The sequence below is a fragment of the Methylobacillus draconifructus genome (genome assembly GCF_045984385.1).
Classification (GTDB): domain Bacteria; phylum Pseudomonadota; class Gammaproteobacteria; order Burkholderiales; family Methylophilaceae; genus Methylobacillus; species Methylobacillus flagellatus_A.
The window spans coordinates 273,589-291,585 of record NZ_JBJQIJ010000002.1 but is presented as its reverse complement, the minus strand read 5'-3'; the positions used below and the strand labels follow the sequence as shown (position 1 = coordinate 291,585).

The following is a 17,997-nucleotide window of genomic DNA, read 5'->3' as shown; positions in this document are numbered from 1 at the left end:
GTTTCAATCGACTCATCATCCCATCATTAAGGAGGAGCAATGCCGAAATTCATCATCGAACGGGAAATTCCAGGCGCTGGCAGCCTGGGCGCCGAGGAATTACAAGGCGTTTCTGCGAAGTCATGCAGCGTATTGAAGGCCCTGGGACCGCAAATCCAGTGGGTGGAGAGCTACGTCACAGACGACAAGATTTATTGCGTCTATATCGCGCCATCTGAAGAACTGATCCGCCAGCACGCGAGCGAAGGCGGATTCCCTGCCAACCGCATTTCACAAATCAGGCGCATGATCGACCCGACGACAGCAGATTCCTGATGCGGCTTTTCCTGATCGGCCTGCTGGGTATGGGCTATCTCATACCAGGGGCGGCATGGGCCGGTGCCAACAGCCATATCCGCACGCTGGCGGCTTCCTGCGCGGCGTGCCATGGGTATGAGGGCAAGAGCCGCGGCGAGATTCCCAGTCTGGCCGGCATGTCTGCCGAACATTTCCTCGACAAGATGCGGCAATACCGCGATATGCAAGATGACGGCAGTGTGATGAACCAGCATGCCAAGGGCCTGGAGTGGGAGGAGATTGCCGGCCTGGCTGGCCATTTCGCCTGTACCGCTCCCGAGGCGGCGGCCTGCCGTGAATACCGGCAACAGGCGGTTACGCAATGAAGCGCCGCAGCTTCAACAAGCTGGCATTGGCCGGCCTGCTACTCCCTACTTCATTGCGCAGTTTTGCCTCATCGGCAGGCGCGCCGCACGTGGTGGTGGTGGGTGCCGGGTTTGCCGGCGCCACCGTGGCGAAGTATCTGCGCGTATGGAGCCAGGGCGGCATCGAAGTCATCCTGATCGAGCCGGGTAGGACCTTCGTCTCCTGCCCCGCGAGCAACCTGGTGTTGGGCGGCAGCAGGCAGATGCAGGAAATTTCCCATTCTTACGACCAATTGGTGCGGCGCCACGGCGTCCAGATGCGGCAGGCCAGTGTTGCCGGCATCGATGCGCACAAGCGCAGCATCCGGCTGGACGACGGCAGCCATATCGCATATGACAGGCTGGTGCTCGCGCCGGGGATCAGCTTCGACTACAGCCACCTCAACGCTCTGGCAGGCACGGATTTGCAACAGCGCTTCCTGCATGCCTGGAAGGCGGGCCAGCAGACGGCAGCTCTAAGGCAGCAATTGCAGGCCATGCCCGACGGCGGCGTGTTCGTGATCACCGTGCCGGCGCTGCCCTACCGTTGTCCGCCCGGGCCTTACGAGCGGGCATGCCAGGCGGCCTATTACCTGCAGCAGCACAAGCCGCGTTCCAAGGTGCTGGTGCTGGACGCTAACCCTGCAATCACTTCCAAGCGCGCGCTGTTCGAGAAAGCCTGGTCCGAACTTTATCCGGGGCTGGTCGAGTACCACGCCTCAAGCGAATTGAAAGGCATAGACCCGGGCAAAGGTACGCTTGAAACCACTTTCGAGCGCGTCAAGTTCGACGTGCTGAACCTGATCCCGCCGCAGACCGCGGGCCGGCTGGCTTTGGACAACGGCTTCGGCAATGCGGATGGACGCTGGTGCGATGTCGATTACGTCACTTACGAATCGCCACAGGCGCGCCATGTGCACATCCTCGGCGACGCGCTGGATTCCGGCCTGCCGAAATCGGCGCATATCGCGACTTCGGAAGCCAAGGTGTGCGCAAGCGCGATCATCGCCTTGCTGGCCGGCGAGGAGCCCGATCCTGCGCCTGTGTTCGCCAATACCTGCTATAGCTATGTCAGCGCAGACGAGGCCATGCACGTGGCCAACGTCTACCGTTTCGACGGGAAAAGCCGCGAGATGAAGCCGGCGCCGGGGGGCGGCGTCTCGCAGGCCCGCTCTGCCTCCGAGGCGCGCGAGGCACGTTCCTGGGCGGCCAATATCTGGCATGACGTCCTGGGCTAGATAGGGCCTAGACAAGCCAAGCCAAGCCAAGCCGCCTACCACCCTGCTAGCCGTCGTTGACCACGCAGTCGCGGCCACGCAGCTTGGCCTGATATAGCCGCTGGTCGACCTGCCCGACGAAGGCCATGGCCTGGTCCTGATGGGTGGGCACCATGGTGCCCACGCCCATGCTCAAGCTGAGTATCCGCCCGCCGGGCGAGTTCGCATGCGGGATTTGTTCCTGGAGGACGAGCTCGCGGCAGCGGTGTGCCACTACCTGAGCGGATTCGGCGTCGGTATTGGGCAGGATGAGGATAAACTCTTCCCCGCCGAAGCGCGCCAGGAAGTCCCTAGCGCGCACCGCGCCGCTCGCAAGCAGCCTTGCCACCCGCTTGAGGCATTCGTCCCCTTGCAGGTGGCCGTAATGGTCGTTGTACTGCTTGAAGTAATCGATGTCGCACATGATGAGCGACAGCGGGCTGCCATGGCGCTGCGCCGTGGCCCACTCCACGTCCAGCACGGAGTCGAACATGCGGCGGTTGGCGACGCCGGTGAGTCCGTCCTTGAAGGATAGCTCCTCAAGCTCCTTTTGCAGCTTGAGCAGTTGCTCCTCGTTTTTCTTGCGCTCGCTAATATCGAACATGAAGCCGATCAACGACTCCACTTCGCCAGCGGCATCGCGCACCACGTGCACCACGTCCCGTATCCAAATGTATTGCCCGTCCTTGGTCAGGGCGCGGTAATCCGCTTCGTGGTCGTTGCCGGAACGTGATTGCGAGACGCAGAAATCCACCACCCAGGCCTGGTCGTCGGGGTGCATGCGAAAGGCCCAGTCCTGGGCGCTCACCCAGCTATCCTGGCTCCAGCCGAGCAAAGTCTCGATCTGCGGACCGATGTAGGCAAATGTCATGGTCTTCCAGTCGATCTTCCAGGGAATGGCCTTGGTGGATTCCAGCAGGGTCTTGTAAACGGCAGGGTCGTCGGTGTTGGGCGTACTCATGGTGGAGGCTCTCGGTGGTTCCTGTCATGCGCAATCTGGCGTAGCTTACAAGCGAATTGCATGCCATGCCTGTATCGGCGGATTCTGTTGAAAATGAACGGGTTGGCGGAAATGCTGGGGCCGGCCCTTGCGGAAAATATGACTAATTCGTTGACAATCCGGCAGTTAAGGTTAGGTCGTATTTCGCGTGGACAATGCGAGGCCACCGAGGATGGCGGCAATGCCGACGGCATGGAACAGGTGCAGGCTCTCGCCCAGGAACAGCACGGACAGCATGCTGCCGAATACCGGCATCAGGTGGATGAACAGGCCGGCGCGGGCCGCTCCTGCCCTGGCGACGCCAATGGTGTAGAGCGTGTAGGCGATCACGGAAGGAAAGATGCCGACATACGCGAGCGCCAGCCAGGTTTCATGCTTCCATGCCGGCGCCGGGCCGGTGTGCAACTCCCAGGCATATAACGGCAACAGCAGAACGATGGCGATGAATATCTGCACGCCCATGAGGCCGATGCGGTTGATATGCGAGGGCAGCCCGCGTAGCCAGAGGGTATAGAGCGCCCAGCAGATCATCGCCGAGAAAATCACCAGGTCGCCGCCGGAAAAGTCCAGGGCCGCCAGCCGCCCCCACTCCCCGTGCAGGATGATGGTAAGCACCCCGGCAAATGACAGCGTGAGCCCGAGTATCTGCAGAAAATGCAGTTTCAGGCGGTAGAACAATGCGCCGAACAACAGGATCAGAATCGGGATGCAGGAATTGAGCAGGATGCCGTTGGTCGCGGTGGTGTAGTGCAGGCCGCTGTAGACCAGGGTGTTGAACGCCGCGACGCCTACCAGCGACACGGCCAGCAGGCGCCAGCGGTATTGCAAGTAGAGGCGCCAGTCACGCCGGATGGCCGGCAAGGCGAAAGGCAGTATGCAGGCGAAGGCGATGATCCAGCGCCCGAGCGAAAGCGTGAACGGGGGAATGTCCGCATGCACGGCGCGGCCGACGACAAAATTGCCGGCCCATAACAGGGGCGGCAGCGAGAGGACCAGGATGAGCAGGAGAGGCGAAAGCGGAGCTTGGCTGGTGGCAGGGGTTTGCATAAGGCATACAGTATAGTCGGTCAGGCTATGTTGCGCGCTGTGATCGTGGGGCGGTAATACTCAGGTTTCCCCGCCAGTTTAGTTTTAAGAGTTGTCGCCGAACCACGGCCTCAACTCGGACTGGGCGATGTCGATGAATGCGCGCAGCTTGGGCGGCATGAAGCGTTGGCGCGGATAAACCAGGTGGATCGAGTCGCTTTGCGCCTGCCATTCCGGCAGCACGCGCTCCAGTTCGCCGATGATCAAGCCGGGCCTGCATATATAAGTGGGCAGCAATGCAACGCCCTGCCCGTTTAGCGCCATGTTGCGCACGATGCCGATGCTGTTGGCCATGGTGCTGCCCTTGAGCGGCACGGTGACGCTGCTGTCTCCGCGACTGAACGTCCAGGCATTCCGGCCCATGGGGCTGAACTGCAGGCAGTGATGCCGGTTCAGGTCTTGCGGGTGCTGCAATGCCGGGGCATGCTCAAGATAATGCCGGTGGGCGAAGGCCGCCCAGCACACGCTGCCCAGGGGCTTGGCGATCAGGCTGGAATCTCGCAGTTCCCCAGTGCGGATAGCGGCATCGATGCCTTCCGCGACCAGGTCGACGTAGCGTTCTGTCAATACCAGCTCCATTTCCAGCGCGGGATATTGCGATTGCACCTGTTTTACCAGGCCTGCCAGCAGGCTGTCGCCCAGGTCGGCGGGAGCCGAGACCTTGAGCTTGCCCTGCGGCGCCTGCCTGGTGGCATCGATCGCGGCTTCGGCTTCCAGCATATACCCCAGCCCCAGCGCGGCGTGCTCGAAATAGGCCTGGCCGGCCTCGGTCAGGTTCAGGCGGCGGGTGGTGCGCTGCAGCAACGTGACGCCCAGCCGCTGTTCCAGCCTGGCGACCCTCGTGCTGACGGTGGAAGTGGGCAATTGCAGTTGCCTGGCCGCTGCGCTGAAGCTGCCGGCCTGCACCACCTTGACGAATACGGCGGCCTCGTTGAAATCCACGATTGTTCCATTAATTGAAAAGTAATTTCATATTTAACCATCTAGTGTCGTAAAAGTCTTCTTCTTATAGTAGGCCCATCAACATCCACTTATCGACATTTACTTCAGGAGAACCATCATGAAGAAACTGGCATTCATCAAGCGTAGCAACGGCCGCCATTGGGTAGGCGACGGCTTTCCCGTACAGAACATTTTTTCCTACCGCGACATCCACGAGGAAATGTCCCCGTTCCTGCTCATGGATTACGCCGGCCCTGCGCGTTTCGAGCCCACCGACAAGCGGCGCGGCGTCGGGCAGCATCCGCACCGCGGGTTCGAGACGGTCACCATCGTCTACGACGGCCAGGTCTCGCACCATGACTCCACCAATGCCGGCGGTACCATCGGCCCGGGCGACGTGCAGTGGATGACGGCAGGCTCCGGCATCGTCCACGAGGAATACCACGGCGACGACTATGCGAGGACCGGCGGCGAGTTCGAGATGATCCAGCTCTGGGTCAACCTGCCTGCCAAGGACAAGATGGCCAAGCCGGGCTACCAGGGCATCACAAGCGAGCAGATTCCCGAGGCGGCCTTGCCGGACAATGCGGGCAAGGTGCGCGTGATTGCGGGCGAGTACCAAGGCAGTCAAGGCCCGGCGCGCACCTTCAGTCCCATGCAGGTGTGGGATGTCCGGCTGAGTGCCGGCAGCGAGGCACGGTTCGCCCTGCCTGAGGGCCACACCACGGCGATCTTCGTCCTGCATGGCGCCATCGGCGTGGGCGATGTGCATACCATCCGCCCGGCAGAGCTGGCCGTGATGCAGCGAGAAGGCAATGAGCTGGTATTGGAGGCGCAGCAGGATAGCGTGCTGCTGCTGTTGAGCGGCGAGCCGCTGAATGAGCCGGTGGTTGGCCATGGGCCCTTCGTCATGAATTCCTGGGAGGAAATCAACCAAGCGATTGATGACTACAACAATGGCCGTTTCGTGACTACGAAAGTTTGAACGCCTTGAAACATCAACATCATTCATGAAAAGGAGAAAACCATGACCAAGCCCTATGTACGCCTGGACCGCGATAATGCCGCCGTATTGCTGGTGGACCACCAGGCCGGATTATTGTCCCTGGTGCGGGACATCGAGCCGGACAGGTTCAAGAACAATGTGCTGGCGCTGGCGGATGCGGCGAAGTATTTCAACCTGCCCACCATCCTCACCACCAGTTTCGAGACCGGGCCCAACGGCCCGCTGGTGCCGGAGTTGAAGCAGCTGTTCCCGGACGCGCCGTATATTGCGCGCCCGGGCCAGATCAATGCCTGGGATAACGAGGATTTCGTCAAGGCGGTCAAGGCGACGGGAAGGAAGCAGTTGATCATCGCTGGCGTGGTGACGGAAGTGTGCGTGGCATTCCCTGCCCTCTCGGCACTGGAAGAAGGCTATGAAGTCTTCGTGATCACCGACGCATCCGGCACCTTCAACGCCATGACGCGCGATGCCGCCTGGGAGCGCATGGTGGCGGCCGGCGCGCAATTGATGACCTGGTTCGGCGCGGCCTGCGAGCTGCACCGCGACTGGCGCCGCGATATCGCGGGCCTGGGCGCCCTGTTTTCCAACCACATTCCCGATTACCGCAACCTGATCACTGCCTACGATACCTTGACAGCCAAATAGGCGGAAACGAAATGGTTTCCCGGTTGCCGGACACGGCGCCGGGGATCAGGGCCGTAGCAGCTGCCAGCGGCTCATGCTGGACAGTTTGCATAAGCGGTTGATTGATATTAGGCTAATCGGATTGCCCTAACCAATCTGCAGCCCAGCTTTTTTACGTAATCAGGAGCTTTCATCATGCAACCTGCCGTACTATCCATGCTGTTCATAACGCTGCTTTTCAATATGCTGCCGACCGTATTTGCCGAGACGCCTGCCAAGCCGGTGGCGGAACAATTGGTGGATACCCTGACCGAGCTTGCCGGGGGGCCGCATCCCGGGTTTCGCTCCAACCATGCCAAGGGCATCGTCGTGGAAGGCCATTTCACCCCTGCGGCCAGTGCTGCGGAGGTGACCAAGGCCGAGATATTCACCGCGCCGCACCCGGTCGTGGTGCGTTATTCCAACGCCACCGGCGCGCCCAATAGCGCGGATAACGACGGCAGCGCCTTTCCCAAGGGAATCGCCATCCGCTTCCAACTGGCGGACGAGGCCAGCGCGGACCTGGTATGCATCTCGGTGAACGGCTTCCCTGCGGCTACCCCGGAAGAGTTCCTGGGCTTGCTGCAGGCCGTCGCGGCTTCGCGCGATAGCCAGGCGCAGCCCAAGCCGATCGAGGCCTTTCTCGGCCAGCATCCCGCTGCGCTCAGGTTCGTGACGACACCCAAGCCTGTGCCGGAAAGCTTCGCCACGCAGCCTTTCTTTGGCGTGAACGCGTTCAAGTTCACCAACGCCCAGGGAGAAACGCGCTACGGGCGCTACCGCATCGAGCCGATCGGCGGCGCCAAATTCCTGAGTGCCGACGCTGCCAAGGCGGTGGATGCGGACTACTTGATGCACGAACTGCCCCGCCGCCTGCAACAAGCGGCGTACAGCTACCGCATCTCCGTGCAGCTGGCCGATCCCGGCGACGAGGTGAACGATGCCACGGCGGTTTGGCCGGACAGCCGTGGCATCGTGGAACTGGGCACATTGACGATCGACCGTTTCCGCACCGATGGCGCGGTATTCGAGAAAACCGTGATGTTCAGCCCGCTCAACCTGGTGGACGGCATTGAAGCCAGCGACGACCCTATCCTGCATGCTCGCCCTGTGGCGTACAGCATCAGCTTCAACCGCCGTTTGCAGGCACATTGATTGATGACGTAAAAAAACTGGACCGGGGTTCGTGAAGTGAACCCCGGTCCAGTTTTAGTTGCGTTCTCCTGCTGTTTCGTGCACAGGTGCTAAAAGGCTATGGCCTTCAGGCGCGCAAGGTTTTCGCTGCCGCCACCATGTTGGTGAGCGCGGGGATGACCTCGGCCCACTGGCGCGTCTTCAAGCCGCAGTCGGGGTTCACCCACAGGCGCTCGGCGGGAATGCGCTCGGCCGCCTTCTTCATCAGTTGCACGATATGCTCCTGCGTCGGGATGTTGGGCGAGTGGATGTCGTAGACGCCGGGCCCGATCTCGTTCGGATACTTGAAGTCGTCGAACGCATCCAGCAGCTCCATGTCCGAGCGCGAAGTCTCGATGGTGATGACGTCGGCATCCATGTCTGCGATCGAGGCAATGATGTCGTTGAACTCGGAATAGCACATATGGGTGTGGATCTGGGTGTCGTCTCCCACGCCGTTGGCCGTGATGCGGAACGATTCCACCGCCCAGCCGAGGTATTCCTTCCACTGGGATTTGCGCAGCGGCAGTCCCTCGCGCAATGCGGCCTCGTCGATCTGGATCACGTGCACGCCGGCTTTTTCCAGGTCCAGCACTTCCGCGCGGATGGCTAGGGCCAGCTGGTAGCAACTGACGGAACGCGGCTGGTCGTCGCGTACGAAGGACCAGTTGAGGATGGTTACCGGGCCGGTGAGCATGCCCTTCATCGGCTTGCTGGTCAGCGATTGCGCGTACTTGATCCATTCCACGGTCATCGGCTGCGGGCGGCTGATGTCGCCGAACAGGATGGGCGGCTTGACGCAGCGGGAGCCGTAGGACTGTACCCAGCCGAACTGGCTGAATGCATAGCCTTCCAGTTGCTCGCCGAAGTATTCCACCATGTCGTTGCGCTCGGCTTCGCCGTGCACCAGCACGTCCAGGCCCAGCTTCTCCTGCTCGCGTACGCTGCGCTCGATCTCCTTATGCATTGCCGCTTTGTAGCCGGCCTCGTCCAGGCGCCCGGCTTTGAATTCGCTACGGGCATGGCGGATGTCGGCGGTTTGCGGGAAGGAGCCGATGGTGGTGGTCGGGTACAAGGGCAGCTTGAGGGATGCGGCCTGCCTGGCCGCACGCTGGGCATAAGGGCTCTTGCGCTGGCCGAGCTTGGCATCCAGCTCGCCGAGGGCGGCCTTGACGGCTGGGTTGTTCACCCGCTTCGAGTTGCGCCGCGCGTCGATTGCGGCCTGGTTGGCGTCGAGCGCCGCTTTCACCGAGGCTCGGCCGTTGCGCAGGGCTGCCGCCAGCAGCTTGAGCTCATCCAGTTTCTGCACCGCAAACGCCAGCCAGGATTTCACTTCCGCATCCAGGCGCTGTTCGCTGTCGAGGTCTACCGGCACGTGCAGCAGCGAGCACGACGGCGCAATCCACAGGCGGCCGCCCAGTTGCTGCGCCAATGGCTCGATCCAGTCCAGCACGGCATTGAGGTCGGTCTTCCAGATGTTGCGGCCGTTGATCACGCCCAGGGACAATACCTTTTCCGCGGAAAGCAGTTTCAGGAGCGGAGCGACATCGTCACGGCCATTGATCGCGTCGACATGCACGCCGGCGACCGGCAGGCTTGCCACCAGTTCGCGGTTTTCCAGCAGTTGGCCGAAATAGGTCGCCAGCAGCAGCTTGACCTGGACGCTCTTGAAATAGCTGTAGGCGGTCTCGAAAGCGTCCTGCCAGGCGTCGTCAAGCTCGGTGACCAGGATGGGCTCGTCGATCTGCACCCATTCCACCCCCTGCGCCGCCAACGCTTCCAGCAATTCAGCATATACGGGTAATAGGCGGCTCAATAGGTTGAGCTTGCTGGAGTCATCCTTGGCCTTGCCGATCGCCAGGTAGGTGACCGGTCCGATGATGACCGGCTTGGCCTTGACGCCTTGCGCCCTGGCCTCGGCGAGTTGTTCCAGCAGGCGGGAGGCGTCCAGCTTGAATCCGGTATCGGCATTGAATTCCGGCACGATGTAATGGTAGTTGGTGTCGAACCACTTGGTCATTTCGCCCGCGGCCACCCCGTCGCAGCATGATGCATGCTCCTCGGCGGATTTCGCCGAGCGGCCGCGCGCGACGCGGAAGTAATTGTCCAACTGGTCGCCGTGGAAATCCTTGACGCGCTCGGGCAGGTTGCCCAGCGTGAAGCTCATGTCCAGCACCTGGTCGTAGAAGGCGAAGTCTCCGACAGGAGCGAAATCCAGGCCGGACTGGATGTCCCAGTGGCGCTTGCGCAGCGTGGCGCCCAGCGCTTTCAGCTTGTCACGCGGGGATTCGCCCTTCCAGTACGATTCCAGCGCGAATTTCAATTCGCGTTTGGCGCCGATACGCGGGAAGCCAAGGTTGTGGATGGTGGTCATGTCGGGTCTCCAGCTTTTGAATTTGAGATCATGGCATGTTAGAGTGATGAAACCATGAGGTAAAATGGTTTTATTTCACGAATTGATGAATTTTATTCATATATTATGCTGGACAGGAACCATCTCACCATCATTCAGGAAGTCGAGCGGCAGGGCTCGCTGACCGCGGCGGCCAACGTGCTGTTCCTGACGCAATCCGCATTGAGCCACAGCATGAAAAAGCTGGAGCAGCAGCTCGGCACCGAGATATGGTTGCGCGAGGGGCGCAGCCTGCGCCTGACGCAGGCCGGGCAATACCTGCTGGCCGTGGCCAACCGCGTGCTGCCGCAACTGAGCCTGGCGGAGGAGCGCCTGCGCCAGTTCGCCCAGGGAGAGCGCGGCACCTTGCGCATTGGCATGGAGTGCCATCCCTGCTATCAATGGCTGCTCAAGGTGGTGTCGCCCTACCTGGCGGCCTGGCCGGATGTCGACGTGGACGTGAAGCAGAAATTCCAGTTCGGCGGCATCGGCGCATTGTTCGGCTACGAGATCGACATGTTGGTGACGCCGGATCCGCTCTACAAGCCCGGCCTGCACTTCCAGCCCGTGTTCGATTACGAGCAGGTATTGGTGGTGGGGCCGCGGCACGGGCTGCGCAAGGCCGGTTTCGTGCTGCCGGAGCAGTTGGCGGAGGAAACCTTGATCACCTATCCCGTGGAGATCGACAGGCTGGATATCTATACCCAGTTCATGCTGCCGGCGGGCATCAGCCCCAAGCGCCACAAGCCGATCGAGACCACCGACATCATGCTGCAGATGGTCGCGAGCGGGCGCGGGGTGGCGGCGTTGCCGCGCTGGCTGGTCAATGAATACCAGGCCAAGTTCGACGTGACGCCGGTGCGCCTGGGCAGGGACGGCATCGCCAAGCAGATTTTCTTAGGCATCCGCGAGGCCGATACGCACATCGATTACGTCAAGGCCTTCGTCGAGCTGGCACAGGCGCGGGATAAACAGTAGACCATGCGCAATTTCAAGCGCAACCCTTTGCCATCGTCCAAACGGCACAACAAAGCGCTGCTGCATTCATAAGCGGCCCCATGCAGCGGCGAGGAAGCATGGATTACACCTTTTTTCTACAACCGCAACATTACCCGCTCAAGGCGTATGGACTGCGCAAGGAGTATCCGTGCCGAAGCGTCGAGGCAAACAGTCAGGCGGGGACGGTTAATGCACGACCTGGTTTTCCTTGTCCCTCAATATCTTGCCGTTGGTGTACGCACGGTATAGCGCGATACCGGCCTCGCGTAACTCGCTGGCATCGCCGGTCAGGGCGGGATGTCCGAACGATTCTTCACGCACTTTGTAAACCGGGTTGATTTCAAGGTTGTTCTGGGATGACAGAGATTCAAACCACAGGTGGCCGACGATCAGGCCATTCATGTAGAAATTCACCCTGTAAATCTGTTCGACGGAGATACTCAACACAGTGCCGGTGTCGAGGGTGATCAATTGATCACGCTTGTTGATGGCTTGAATATCCAGGATGGGCATGATCTGGCGCTTTCGATTTGGGTATCAGCCGCCATTATCTGAAAAATGGTGAAAAAGTAACAGATTCAGAATCCGTGATGAATTGCATATCAGATTGAATGGCCTCTCAATTGGAAGGGGAAAGCAATGCCTGGAAAGACTTTCCCGCTCCATGCAAATCCCGGCATTTCATGTACACTACCGCCATGATAAGAATCTTTATCAAAATGCTCGTGTTCGTCTTCCTGCTGGAATCCTCTGGTGCGGCAGTGGCCCAGTATTGCGAGCATGATCTTTACCCGTTGGTTTCCGCCAAGCTTTCTGCTTCAGGCTCGGCGCAAGGCTCCATCCAGGCCGCGGCAATTTCCATGGACCAGAGCAATGCCAACTCTGTTGCAGATAACGAATGCGGCTTTTGCCATGTCGGTACTGTTAAATCCTTGATGTTGAACTATGGATTGGTCAGCCCGGATTTGACGCTGCCGCTTGCTCCCGAATCCTTCTTGATATCCCGAACCCGATCCCCCGACCTGCCCGAACGCCCCAATTGGTTCTTCGCAACCTAAGAGTTGCTGACACAACCCTTCTGGCGTTGTTGCCCTGCCTTGCCGTGCTTAGTTGTACTGTCTGCAGCAGAGCTGCCTAGCCAGAATCGTTTCGCTGGGTTTTGTTAGCAGCTTTAAGTCCAGCGAAAACTTCCCCATGCAATAAATCATGCGATCTTTTCGCTGGATTCTTCATGTTTATCGGAGAGTTCAATGCGAACAACCTATGTCGTCATTCGTTTTACCTTGCTCACGTCTTCGGAACCTGCGCTCTTTTCCTCCACTACTAGGAGGATATCTGGCAAGCCAATATCCAGCATTGCCAATGGACATCAGGAGTGGTCATGTCGTTAAAAAAAGTCTCGTTATTCACCAATATTGTATTGATCGCCGCGCTATTGGCGCTGGTCATCCTGCATTTCGGTCAACCCTCCCCCCGCGACGAGGACGAAGTAACCGCAGCACGGAAGGCTGCAGAAATCGAGCATGGCCACGACCACGCCGAGCACAATGACCATGTTTCCATGACCGACAGGCAATTGTCGTTGAGCCGCATCGAGATACTGGAAGCGAAGCCCGCCATCATCAAGACCAGCCTGAACCTCATCGGCCAGATCAAGCTGAATGCGGATAGGAGCGTGAATGTGACTTCGCGCCTGCCGGGGATTGTCGAGTCTGTCGCAGCCAATGCCGGGGACCATGTGCGGAAAGGCCAATTGCTCGCCGTCCTGTCAAGCCAGGCGCTTGCCGATCAACGGGGCGAGCTTCTCGCAGCGCAAAAGCGCTTGGCGCTTGCCAAGGCCACTTATGAGCGCGAGCAGCGGCTATGGGAGGCCCATGTCTCGGCGGAACGGAACTATTTAATTGCCAAGCAGGCATTGGAGGAGGCGGAAATCGTCCTGGCCCAGGCCGAGCAGAAACTGCGCGCGATCAATACCGGCCTGCAAGGCAGGGACCTGACCCGCTATGAAATCCGCGCGCCGATAGCGGGCGTTGTGACAGAAAAATCCATCACCACCGGCCAGGTGTTCAACGGCACGGAAATGATCTACATGATTTCCGATCTTTCCAGCGTGTGGGCCGAGCTTACCGTGTATGCCAAGGACATCAATTCGATCAAGGCAGGGCAGCAGGTCACCATCAAGTCGGCTACGTTTGATGGTCATGCCCCAGGGGTGGTGTCATATATCGGCTCCCTGGTCGGCGCGGATACACGGGCCACCATCGCGCGGGTGGTGCTGCCGAACCCGGAGGGTTTGTGGGTGCCCGGTTTGCCCATCAATGTCGAGCTTAGTATGAAGGAGGTGGAGGTGCCGTTGGCCGTGTCGGTCGAGGCATTGCAATCGATGGCGGGCGAAACGGTGGTGTTTGCGCGCCATGAAGATTCCTTCGACGTACGCAGGGTTAGCCTGGGGCGCAGGGACGGGCGTTATGCGGAGGTGCTTGACGGCCTGCGCCAAGGGGAACGCTATGCTGCCGGCAACAGCTATCTCGTCAAGGCTGAAATCGGCAAAGCCGGTGCCGAGCATGACCATTAGGGGCTGATAGCATGTTTGATAGATTGATTCGATTTGCCGTTTCTCAGCGCTGGTTCGTCATGCTGCTGACCGTGGCGGCGGCCGTCATGGGCGGCTACAGCTACCTGAAGCTCCCGATTGATGCCGTCCCCGACATCACCAATGTCCAGGTGCAGGTCAATACGGCCGCCCCAGGCTATTCCCCGCTGGAAACGGAACAGCGTATCACGTACCCGATAGAAACCGCCATGGCAGGCATCCCCGGGCTTGAGGAGACACGCTCCATCTCCCGCTACGGCCTGTCGCAGGTGACCGTGGTGTTCAAGGAGCATGTCGATATTTATTTCGCGCGCCAATTGGTCAACGAGCGCATCCAGCATGCCAGGGAATCCCTGCCGCCCGGAATCGCCCCTTCCATGGGGCCGACTTCCACCGGCCTCGGCGAGATTTACATGTGGACGGTGGAGGCGGAGCCGGGCGCGCTCAAGGCGGACGGAACGCCATATAGCCCGATGGACTTGAGGGAAATACAGGACTGGGTGGTCAAGCCCCAATTGCGCAATGTCGCTGGCGTGAACGAGATCAACACGATAGGCGGCTTTGCCAAGCAATACCAGGTTTCCCCGTTGCCTGACCGCCTGGTTGCGCATGGGCTGTCGATGGCCGACGTCGTTTCGGCGCTACAGAGAAACAATGCCAACGTAGGCGCGGGTTATATCGAGAAATCCGGCGAGCAGTACCTGATCCGCGTACCCGGGCAGGTCCGCAACCTGGATGAGATAGGCAATATCGTCGTCTCAGCCCGCCAGGGGGTGCCTGTCCGCATCCGCGACATCGCCGATGTGGGCTTCGGGCAGGAATTGCGCAGCGGCGCCGCCAGCGAAAACGGCGAGGAAGTGGTCATCGGCACCGTGTTCATGCTGATCGGGGAAAACAGCCGCGAGGTATCTGCGGCGGTGGATAAGCGTCTGGCGGAGATCAACAAGACGCTGCCCAAAGGCATCGTCACGAAAACCGTCTACGACCGGACTGCCCTCATCGACAAGGCGATCGATACCGTCAGGAAGAACCTGGTTGAAGGCGCATTGCTGGTCGTGGCCGTGCTGTTCGCGTTCCTCGGCAATATCCGCGCAGCCGTCGTCACGATGCTGGTCATCCCCTTGTCCATGCTGCTGACCTTTACCGGCATGCTGGGCAGCAAGGTCAGCGCCAATCTGATGAGCCTGGGCGCGCTGGATTTCGGCATCATCATCGACGGCGCGGTCGTCATCGTCGAAAACTGCATCCGGCATATGGCGCATGCGCAATCCAGGCTGGGCCGTCCGCTTACGCGGGAAGAGCGCTTCACGGAGGTATTTACGGCAGCAAAAGAGGCCCGCCGCCCCCTGGTCTATGGTCAGTTGATCATCATGATCGTCTACCTGCCGATATTCGCGCTGACAGGGACGGAAGGAAAAATGTTCCACCCCATGGCGTTCACCGTGGTGACGGCATTGCTGGCCGCGATGGTATTGTCGGTCACCTTCATTCCGGCTGCGGTCGCGCTCTTCATCACCGGCTCCGTGCAAGAAAAAGAAAGCCGTGTTTTGAGCGGCATGAAGCAGAGATACCCGGACATGTTGCGTTGGACGCTAGCCAACCGGGCTATCGTCCTGACGGCGGCCGCCCTAGCTATCGCTCTGGGCGGTCTGATGGCCAGCAGGATGGGCAGCGAGTTCATGCCCAATCTGAACGAGGGCGATATCCTGGTGCAATCCGTCCGCATGCCTGGCACCAGCTTGAGCCAGTCCATGGCGATGCAGCGCGAAATCGAGCATACCATCATGCAGTTCAAGGAGGTGGAGCGGGTGTTTTCCAAGGTCGGCACGGCGGAGATTGCCAGCGACCCCATGCCGCCGAGCGCGGCGGATACCTATGTGATGTTGAAGCCAAAAAGCGCATGGCCCGACCCGCGGCTCAGCAAGGCAGCCTTGATTGCGCGTATCCAGCATGCGGTCGAGCTGGTGCCCGGCAGCAACTACGAAATCACCCAGCCGATTCAAATGCGGTTCAATGAGCTGATCTCCGGCGTACGCAGCGATGTCGCCATCAAGGTCTTCGGCGACGAGATGGGCGTGATGCAGAACACTGCCGGCCAGATCGCGAGCGTGCTGCGCAGGATTCCCGGCGCGGAGGACGTCAAGGTTGAGCAAACCAACGGCTTGCCCATTCTGACGATCCAGATCGACTGCGAAAAAATCGCCAGGCTGGGCGTCAATGTGGACGACGTGCAGCAAACCATGGCGACCGCACTCAACGGGCAGGCCGCCGGGTATGTGTTCCAGGGCGACAGGCGCTTCGGCCTCATGGTCAGGCTGCCGGAGCATATCCGCGTCGATATTGAGGCTATCAAGCGCCTGCCGATACGATTGCCCGATCTTGCGGCGAGGAGCTACCTGCCGCTCAGCGAGCTTGCCGACATCGACATCGCGCCCGGCCCCAACCAATTCAGCCGCGAGAACGGCAAGCGCAGGGTCGTGGTCACTGCCAACGTGAGAGACCGGGATATCGGCTCGTTCGTGCAGCAGGCGCAGCGGCAGATAGAACAGGATGTGGAAGTGCCGCCCGCTTACTGGCTGGTGTGGGGCGGTACCTTTGAGCAGTTGCAATCCGCCATCCAGCGCCTTGCCGTCGTGATTCCTGTGGCCTTGCTGCTGGTGATGGCGCTCCTGTACGCCATGTTCGGTAACATGCGCGACGGCCTGGTTGTGTTCACCGGTATTCCGTTTGCCCTGACGGGCGGCATCCTGGCGCTCTGGTTGCGAGGGATTCCCTTATCGGTATCGGCAGGCGTGGGGTTCATCGCCCTCAGCGGGGTTGCCGTTCTCAACGGCCTGGTTCTAATCAGTTTCATCCGTGGCCTCCGCGAGGCCGGAGTCCCCCTGTTCAATGCCATCGAGGACGGAGTCGTCACGCGTTTGCGGCCTGTGCTGATGACTGCATTGGTCGCCTCGTTGGGCTTCATCCCTATGGCGATAGCGACCGGCATTGGTGCAGAGGTGCAACGCCCATTGGCGACCGTCGTCATTGGCGGGATATTGTTCTCGACGATCCTGACGTTGCTGGTCCTGCCCTTGCTGTACTGGATCGTTAACCACAAGGAAGAAGTCCAGCCTTGATGCGGGCCGGGCAGTCCGGCAGGAGGGGAGCATCCTTTAAACAGGCGCAAGACATCAAGATAATTGGTTGGCGATCGAGTTCGAGAAAATCTGAGCGCGTCTCTCAATCGGCTGGCGATAGCGTATTGATGGCGGCTTGTCGGCATGTTCATGAACAGATATTGAATAGGCGCTAAGACTCTATCATGTGAAATTTCTGCAATACGCCTGAAATAAGCTGGGCGGATTCCTGCATCTTGGCAAGGCAGGCATTCAATTGGTTCTTGTCCAGTTTCCCGGTGGGGAATGTAGTGCCTATGCCCGCAATCGGGTAGCCGGTTTGGTCGCAGATCGCCACTCCCAGGCCGCTCATGGAGCGGTCAAGCACGATGCCGTCGTAGGTGCTGTAACCGTCCTTGATCGCTTTTTTCACCGCGTTGCGGAAACCGCGTTCATCGAAACCTTCGATACGGTAGTAACGCGGCAGGTTGAGATTGATCACCGACTCGATCTCATGCAACGGGAGGCGGGCCAAGATCGCCATGCAGCTTGGCGTCAGCCCGAGCGGATAGCGCAGGCCGGCCCGCCCTTTTCCTTCCTTGATGGTCAGTTCGCTTTCGTAGCGGCCGATGCATGTATGATCCAGCCCGGTACGGACGCCCAGGTATACGACCTGCTTGAGGGTAAGCGCCAAGTCGTTGAGGTATATCGAGGCAATGCGTTCGATGGCGTGGCGGCTGATGGCTGTGTAGCCGAGCGCAGCCAGGCTTGGGCCCAGGTTATATAGCTGCGTGGCTGGATCTCGGTACGCCCAGCCAATTTCCATCAGCATATCCATGGTGCGGTGGATGGTGGGACGGGGCAAGCCAGTCCTTGCGACCAACTGGCTCAGGGAGCTGCCTTTGCTGGACCCCTGCGCGATCACCTTGAGCAGGATGACGGCGCGGCTGAGGCTGCCTTTGGCTGACGATTCGTCGATGCTGCTGAAAAGGAATTGGGACTCTTGTTTCATTATCACTGGCGCATTGTGATGCGGTTTGGAACCCCTGGCTCCGACTTGACTTGGCGTCTGTTTATGTTAACACTTTTCAGCAACAGGCCGCTTGAAA

At 59.9% G+C, this 17,997-nt stretch carries 16 protein-coding genes; 10 read left to right on the top strand and 6 right to left on the bottom strand.

Translation table 11 applies throughout. The annotated features are described in order from the left end of the window. Window positions 1–39: 39 nt before the first annotated feature. From ACKF11_RS05195 to ACKF11_RS05185, 3 genes are read left to right on the top strand one after another with little or no spacing between them, the layout of a single operon-like run. Window positions 40–315, top strand: coding sequence for a DUF4242 domain-containing protein (locus ACKF11_RS05195; protein WP_407993354.1), 276 nt, complete (start codon window positions 40–42; stop codon window positions 313–315). Next, the gene (locus ACKF11_RS05190; protein WP_407996218.1) at window positions 315–662 is read left to right on the top strand and encodes a c-type cytochrome; all 348 of its coding nucleotides are present in this window, start codon (window positions 315–317) and stop codon (window positions 660–662) included. The genes ACKF11_RS05195 and ACKF11_RS05190 overlap by 1 nt, the downstream gene beginning before the upstream one ends. After that, the gene (locus tag ACKF11_RS05185) at window positions 659–1,918 is read left to right on the top strand and encodes an FCSD flavin-binding domain-containing protein (protein WP_407996217.1); all 1,260 of its coding nucleotides are present in this window, start codon (window positions 659–661) and stop codon (window positions 1,916–1,918) included. The genes ACKF11_RS05190 and ACKF11_RS05185 overlap by 4 nt, the downstream gene beginning before the upstream one ends. A 46-nt stretch (window positions 1,919–1,964) precedes the next feature. Here the strand turns inward: ACKF11_RS05185 and ACKF11_RS05180 are convergent, their stop codons facing one another. The 3 genes from ACKF11_RS05180 to ACKF11_RS05170 form a co-directional block, all read right to left on the bottom strand. Continuing rightward, the gene (locus tag ACKF11_RS05180) at window positions 1,965–2,897 is read right to left on the bottom strand and encodes a GGDEF domain-containing protein (protein WP_407996216.1); all 933 of its coding nucleotides are present in this window, start codon (window positions 2,895–2,897) and stop codon (window positions 1,965–1,967) included. Window positions 2,898–3,068: 171 nt separating this feature from the next. Further along, a complete protein-coding gene (locus tag ACKF11_RS05175; RefSeq protein ID WP_407996215.1) occupies window positions 3,069–3,983 on the bottom strand; it encodes a DMT family transporter in 915 nt (304 codons plus the stop codon). An 84-nt stretch (window positions 3,984–4,067) separates the two neighbouring features. Then, a complete protein-coding gene (locus tag ACKF11_RS05170; RefSeq protein ID WP_407996214.1) occupies window positions 4,068–4,964 on the bottom strand; it encodes a LysR family transcriptional regulator in 897 nt (298 codons plus the stop codon). Window positions 4,965–5,082: 118 nt separating this feature from the next. Here ACKF11_RS05170 and ACKF11_RS05165 point away from each other — a divergent pair, with 118 nt between their 5' ends. From ACKF11_RS05165 to ACKF11_RS05155, 3 genes are all read left to right on the top strand, one after another. Continuing rightward, a complete protein-coding gene (locus ACKF11_RS05165) occupies window positions 5,083–5,949 on the top strand; it encodes a pirin family protein (RefSeq protein ID WP_407996213.1) in 867 nt (288 codons plus the stop codon). A gap of 42 nt (window positions 5,950–5,991) precedes the next feature. Beyond that, window positions 5,992–6,615 (top strand): isochorismate family cysteine hydrolase YcaC, encoded by a 624-nt coding sequence (gene ycaC, locus ACKF11_RS05160; RefSeq protein WP_407996212.1) that lies wholly within the window; start codon window positions 5,992–5,994, stop codon window positions 6,613–6,615. 174 nt (window positions 6,616–6,789) lie between these two features. Beyond that, window positions 6,790–7,788, top strand: coding sequence for a catalase family peroxidase (locus ACKF11_RS05155; RefSeq protein ID WP_407996211.1), 999 nt, complete (start codon window positions 6,790–6,792; stop codon window positions 7,786–7,788). A 106-nt stretch (window positions 7,789–7,894) separates the two neighbouring features. On the opposite strand, the gene metE is transcribed toward ACKF11_RS05155, so the two are convergent. Next, window positions 7,895–10,180, bottom strand: coding sequence for a 5-methyltetrahydropteroyltriglutamate--homocysteine S-methyltransferase (metE, locus tag ACKF11_RS05150; protein WP_407996210.1), 2,286 nt, complete (start codon window positions 10,178–10,180; stop codon window positions 7,895–7,897). Window positions 10,181–10,285: 105 nt separating this feature from the next. Between metE and ACKF11_RS05145 the strand changes: the two genes are divergently transcribed. Beyond that, window positions 10,286–11,176 (top strand): LysR family transcriptional regulator, encoded by an 891-nt coding sequence (locus tag ACKF11_RS05145; RefSeq protein ID WP_407996209.1) that lies wholly within the window; start codon window positions 10,286–10,288, stop codon window positions 11,174–11,176. A gap of 207 nt (window positions 11,177–11,383) precedes the next feature. On the opposite strand, the gene ACKF11_RS05140 is transcribed toward ACKF11_RS05145, so the two are convergent. After that, window positions 11,384–11,710, bottom strand: a complete 327-nt coding sequence (locus tag ACKF11_RS05140) for a hypothetical protein (RefSeq protein ID WP_309565825.1) — start codon at window positions 11,708–11,710, stop codon at window positions 11,384–11,386. Between the two features lie 206 nt (window positions 11,711–11,916). On the opposite strand from ACKF11_RS05140, the gene ACKF11_RS05135 reads away from it, so the two are divergent. The 3 genes from ACKF11_RS05135 to ACKF11_RS05125 all read left to right on the top strand — a co-directional run bounded on the left by ACKF11_RS05135 (window position 11,917) and on the right by ACKF11_RS05125 (window position 16,909). Then, window positions 11,917–12,255 carry a hypothetical protein gene (locus tag ACKF11_RS05135; RefSeq protein WP_407996208.1) on the top strand — a complete coding sequence of 113 codons (339 nt, stop codon included), beginning with the start codon at window positions 11,917–11,919 and terminating at the stop codon, window positions 12,253–12,255. Window positions 12,256–12,578: 323 nt separating this feature from the next. Then, window positions 12,579–13,772, top strand: coding sequence for an efflux RND transporter periplasmic adaptor subunit (locus ACKF11_RS05130; RefSeq protein WP_407996207.1), 1,194 nt, complete (start codon window positions 12,579–12,581; stop codon window positions 13,770–13,772). Between the two features lie 11 nt (window positions 13,773–13,783). Beyond that, a complete protein-coding gene (locus tag ACKF11_RS05125; protein WP_407996206.1) occupies window positions 13,784–16,909 on the top strand; it encodes an efflux RND transporter permease subunit in 3,126 nt (1,041 codons plus the stop codon). Between the two features lie 172 nt (window positions 16,910–17,081). Here ACKF11_RS05125 and ACKF11_RS05120 read toward each other — a convergent pair whose 3' ends face one another. After that, complete coding sequence (locus tag ACKF11_RS05120; protein WP_309565821.1) at window positions 17,082–17,900, bottom strand: IclR family transcriptional regulator; 819 nt, start codon at window positions 17,898–17,900, stop codon at window positions 17,082–17,084. Window positions 17,901–17,997 lie beyond the last annotated feature (97 nt).

Bases quoted from the DNA above. Each gene is read 5' to 3' on its own strand.
- ACKF11_RS05195 (WP_407993354.1), top strand. From the start codon at position 40: ATGCCGAAATTCATCATCGAACGGGAAATTCCAGGCGCTGGCAGCCTG.
- ACKF11_RS05190 (WP_407996218.1), top strand. From the start codon at position 315: ATGCGGCTTTTCCTGATCGGCCTGCTGGGTATGGGCTATCTCATACCA.
- ACKF11_RS05185 (WP_407996217.1), top strand. From the start codon at position 659: ATGAAGCGCCGCAGCTTCAACAAGCTGGCATTGGCCGGCCTGCTACTC.
- ACKF11_RS05180 (WP_407996216.1), bottom strand. From the start codon at position 2,897: ATGAGTACGCCCAACACCGACGACCCTGCCGTTTACAAGACCCTGCTG.
- ACKF11_RS05175 (WP_407996215.1), bottom strand. From the start codon at position 3,983: ATGCAAACCCCTGCCACCAGCCAAGCTCCGCTTTCGCCTCTCCTGCTC.
- ACKF11_RS05165 (WP_407996213.1), top strand. From the start codon at position 5,083: ATGAAGAAACTGGCATTCATCAAGCGTAGCAACGGCCGCCATTGGGTA.
- ycaC (WP_407996212.1), top strand. From the start codon at position 5,992: ATGACCAAGCCCTATGTACGCCTGGACCGCGATAATGCCGCCGTATTG.
- ACKF11_RS05155 (WP_407996211.1), top strand. From the start codon at position 6,790: ATGCAACCTGCCGTACTATCCATGCTGTTCATAACGCTGCTTTTCAAT.
- metE (WP_407996210.1), bottom strand. From the start codon at position 10,180: ATGACCACCATCCACAACCTTGGCTTCCCGCGTATCGGCGCCAAACGC.
- ACKF11_RS05145 (WP_407996209.1), top strand. From the start codon at position 10,286: ATGCTGGACAGGAACCATCTCACCATCATTCAGGAAGTCGAGCGGCAG.
- ACKF11_RS05140 (WP_309565825.1), bottom strand. From the start codon at position 11,710: ATGCCCATCCTGGATATTCAAGCCATCAACAAGCGTGATCAATTGATC.
- ACKF11_RS05135 (WP_407996208.1), top strand. From the start codon at position 11,917: ATGCTCGTGTTCGTCTTCCTGCTGGAATCCTCTGGTGCGGCAGTGGCC.
- ACKF11_RS05130 (WP_407996207.1), top strand. From the start codon at position 12,579: ATGTCGTTAAAAAAAGTCTCGTTATTCACCAATATTGTATTGATCGCC.
- ACKF11_RS05125 (WP_407996206.1), top strand. From the start codon at position 13,784: ATGTTTGATAGATTGATTCGATTTGCCGTTTCTCAGCGCTGGTTCGTC.
- ACKF11_RS05120 (WP_309565821.1), bottom strand. From the start codon at position 17,900: ATGAAACAAGAGTCCCAATTCCTTTTCAGCAGCATCGACGAATCGTCA.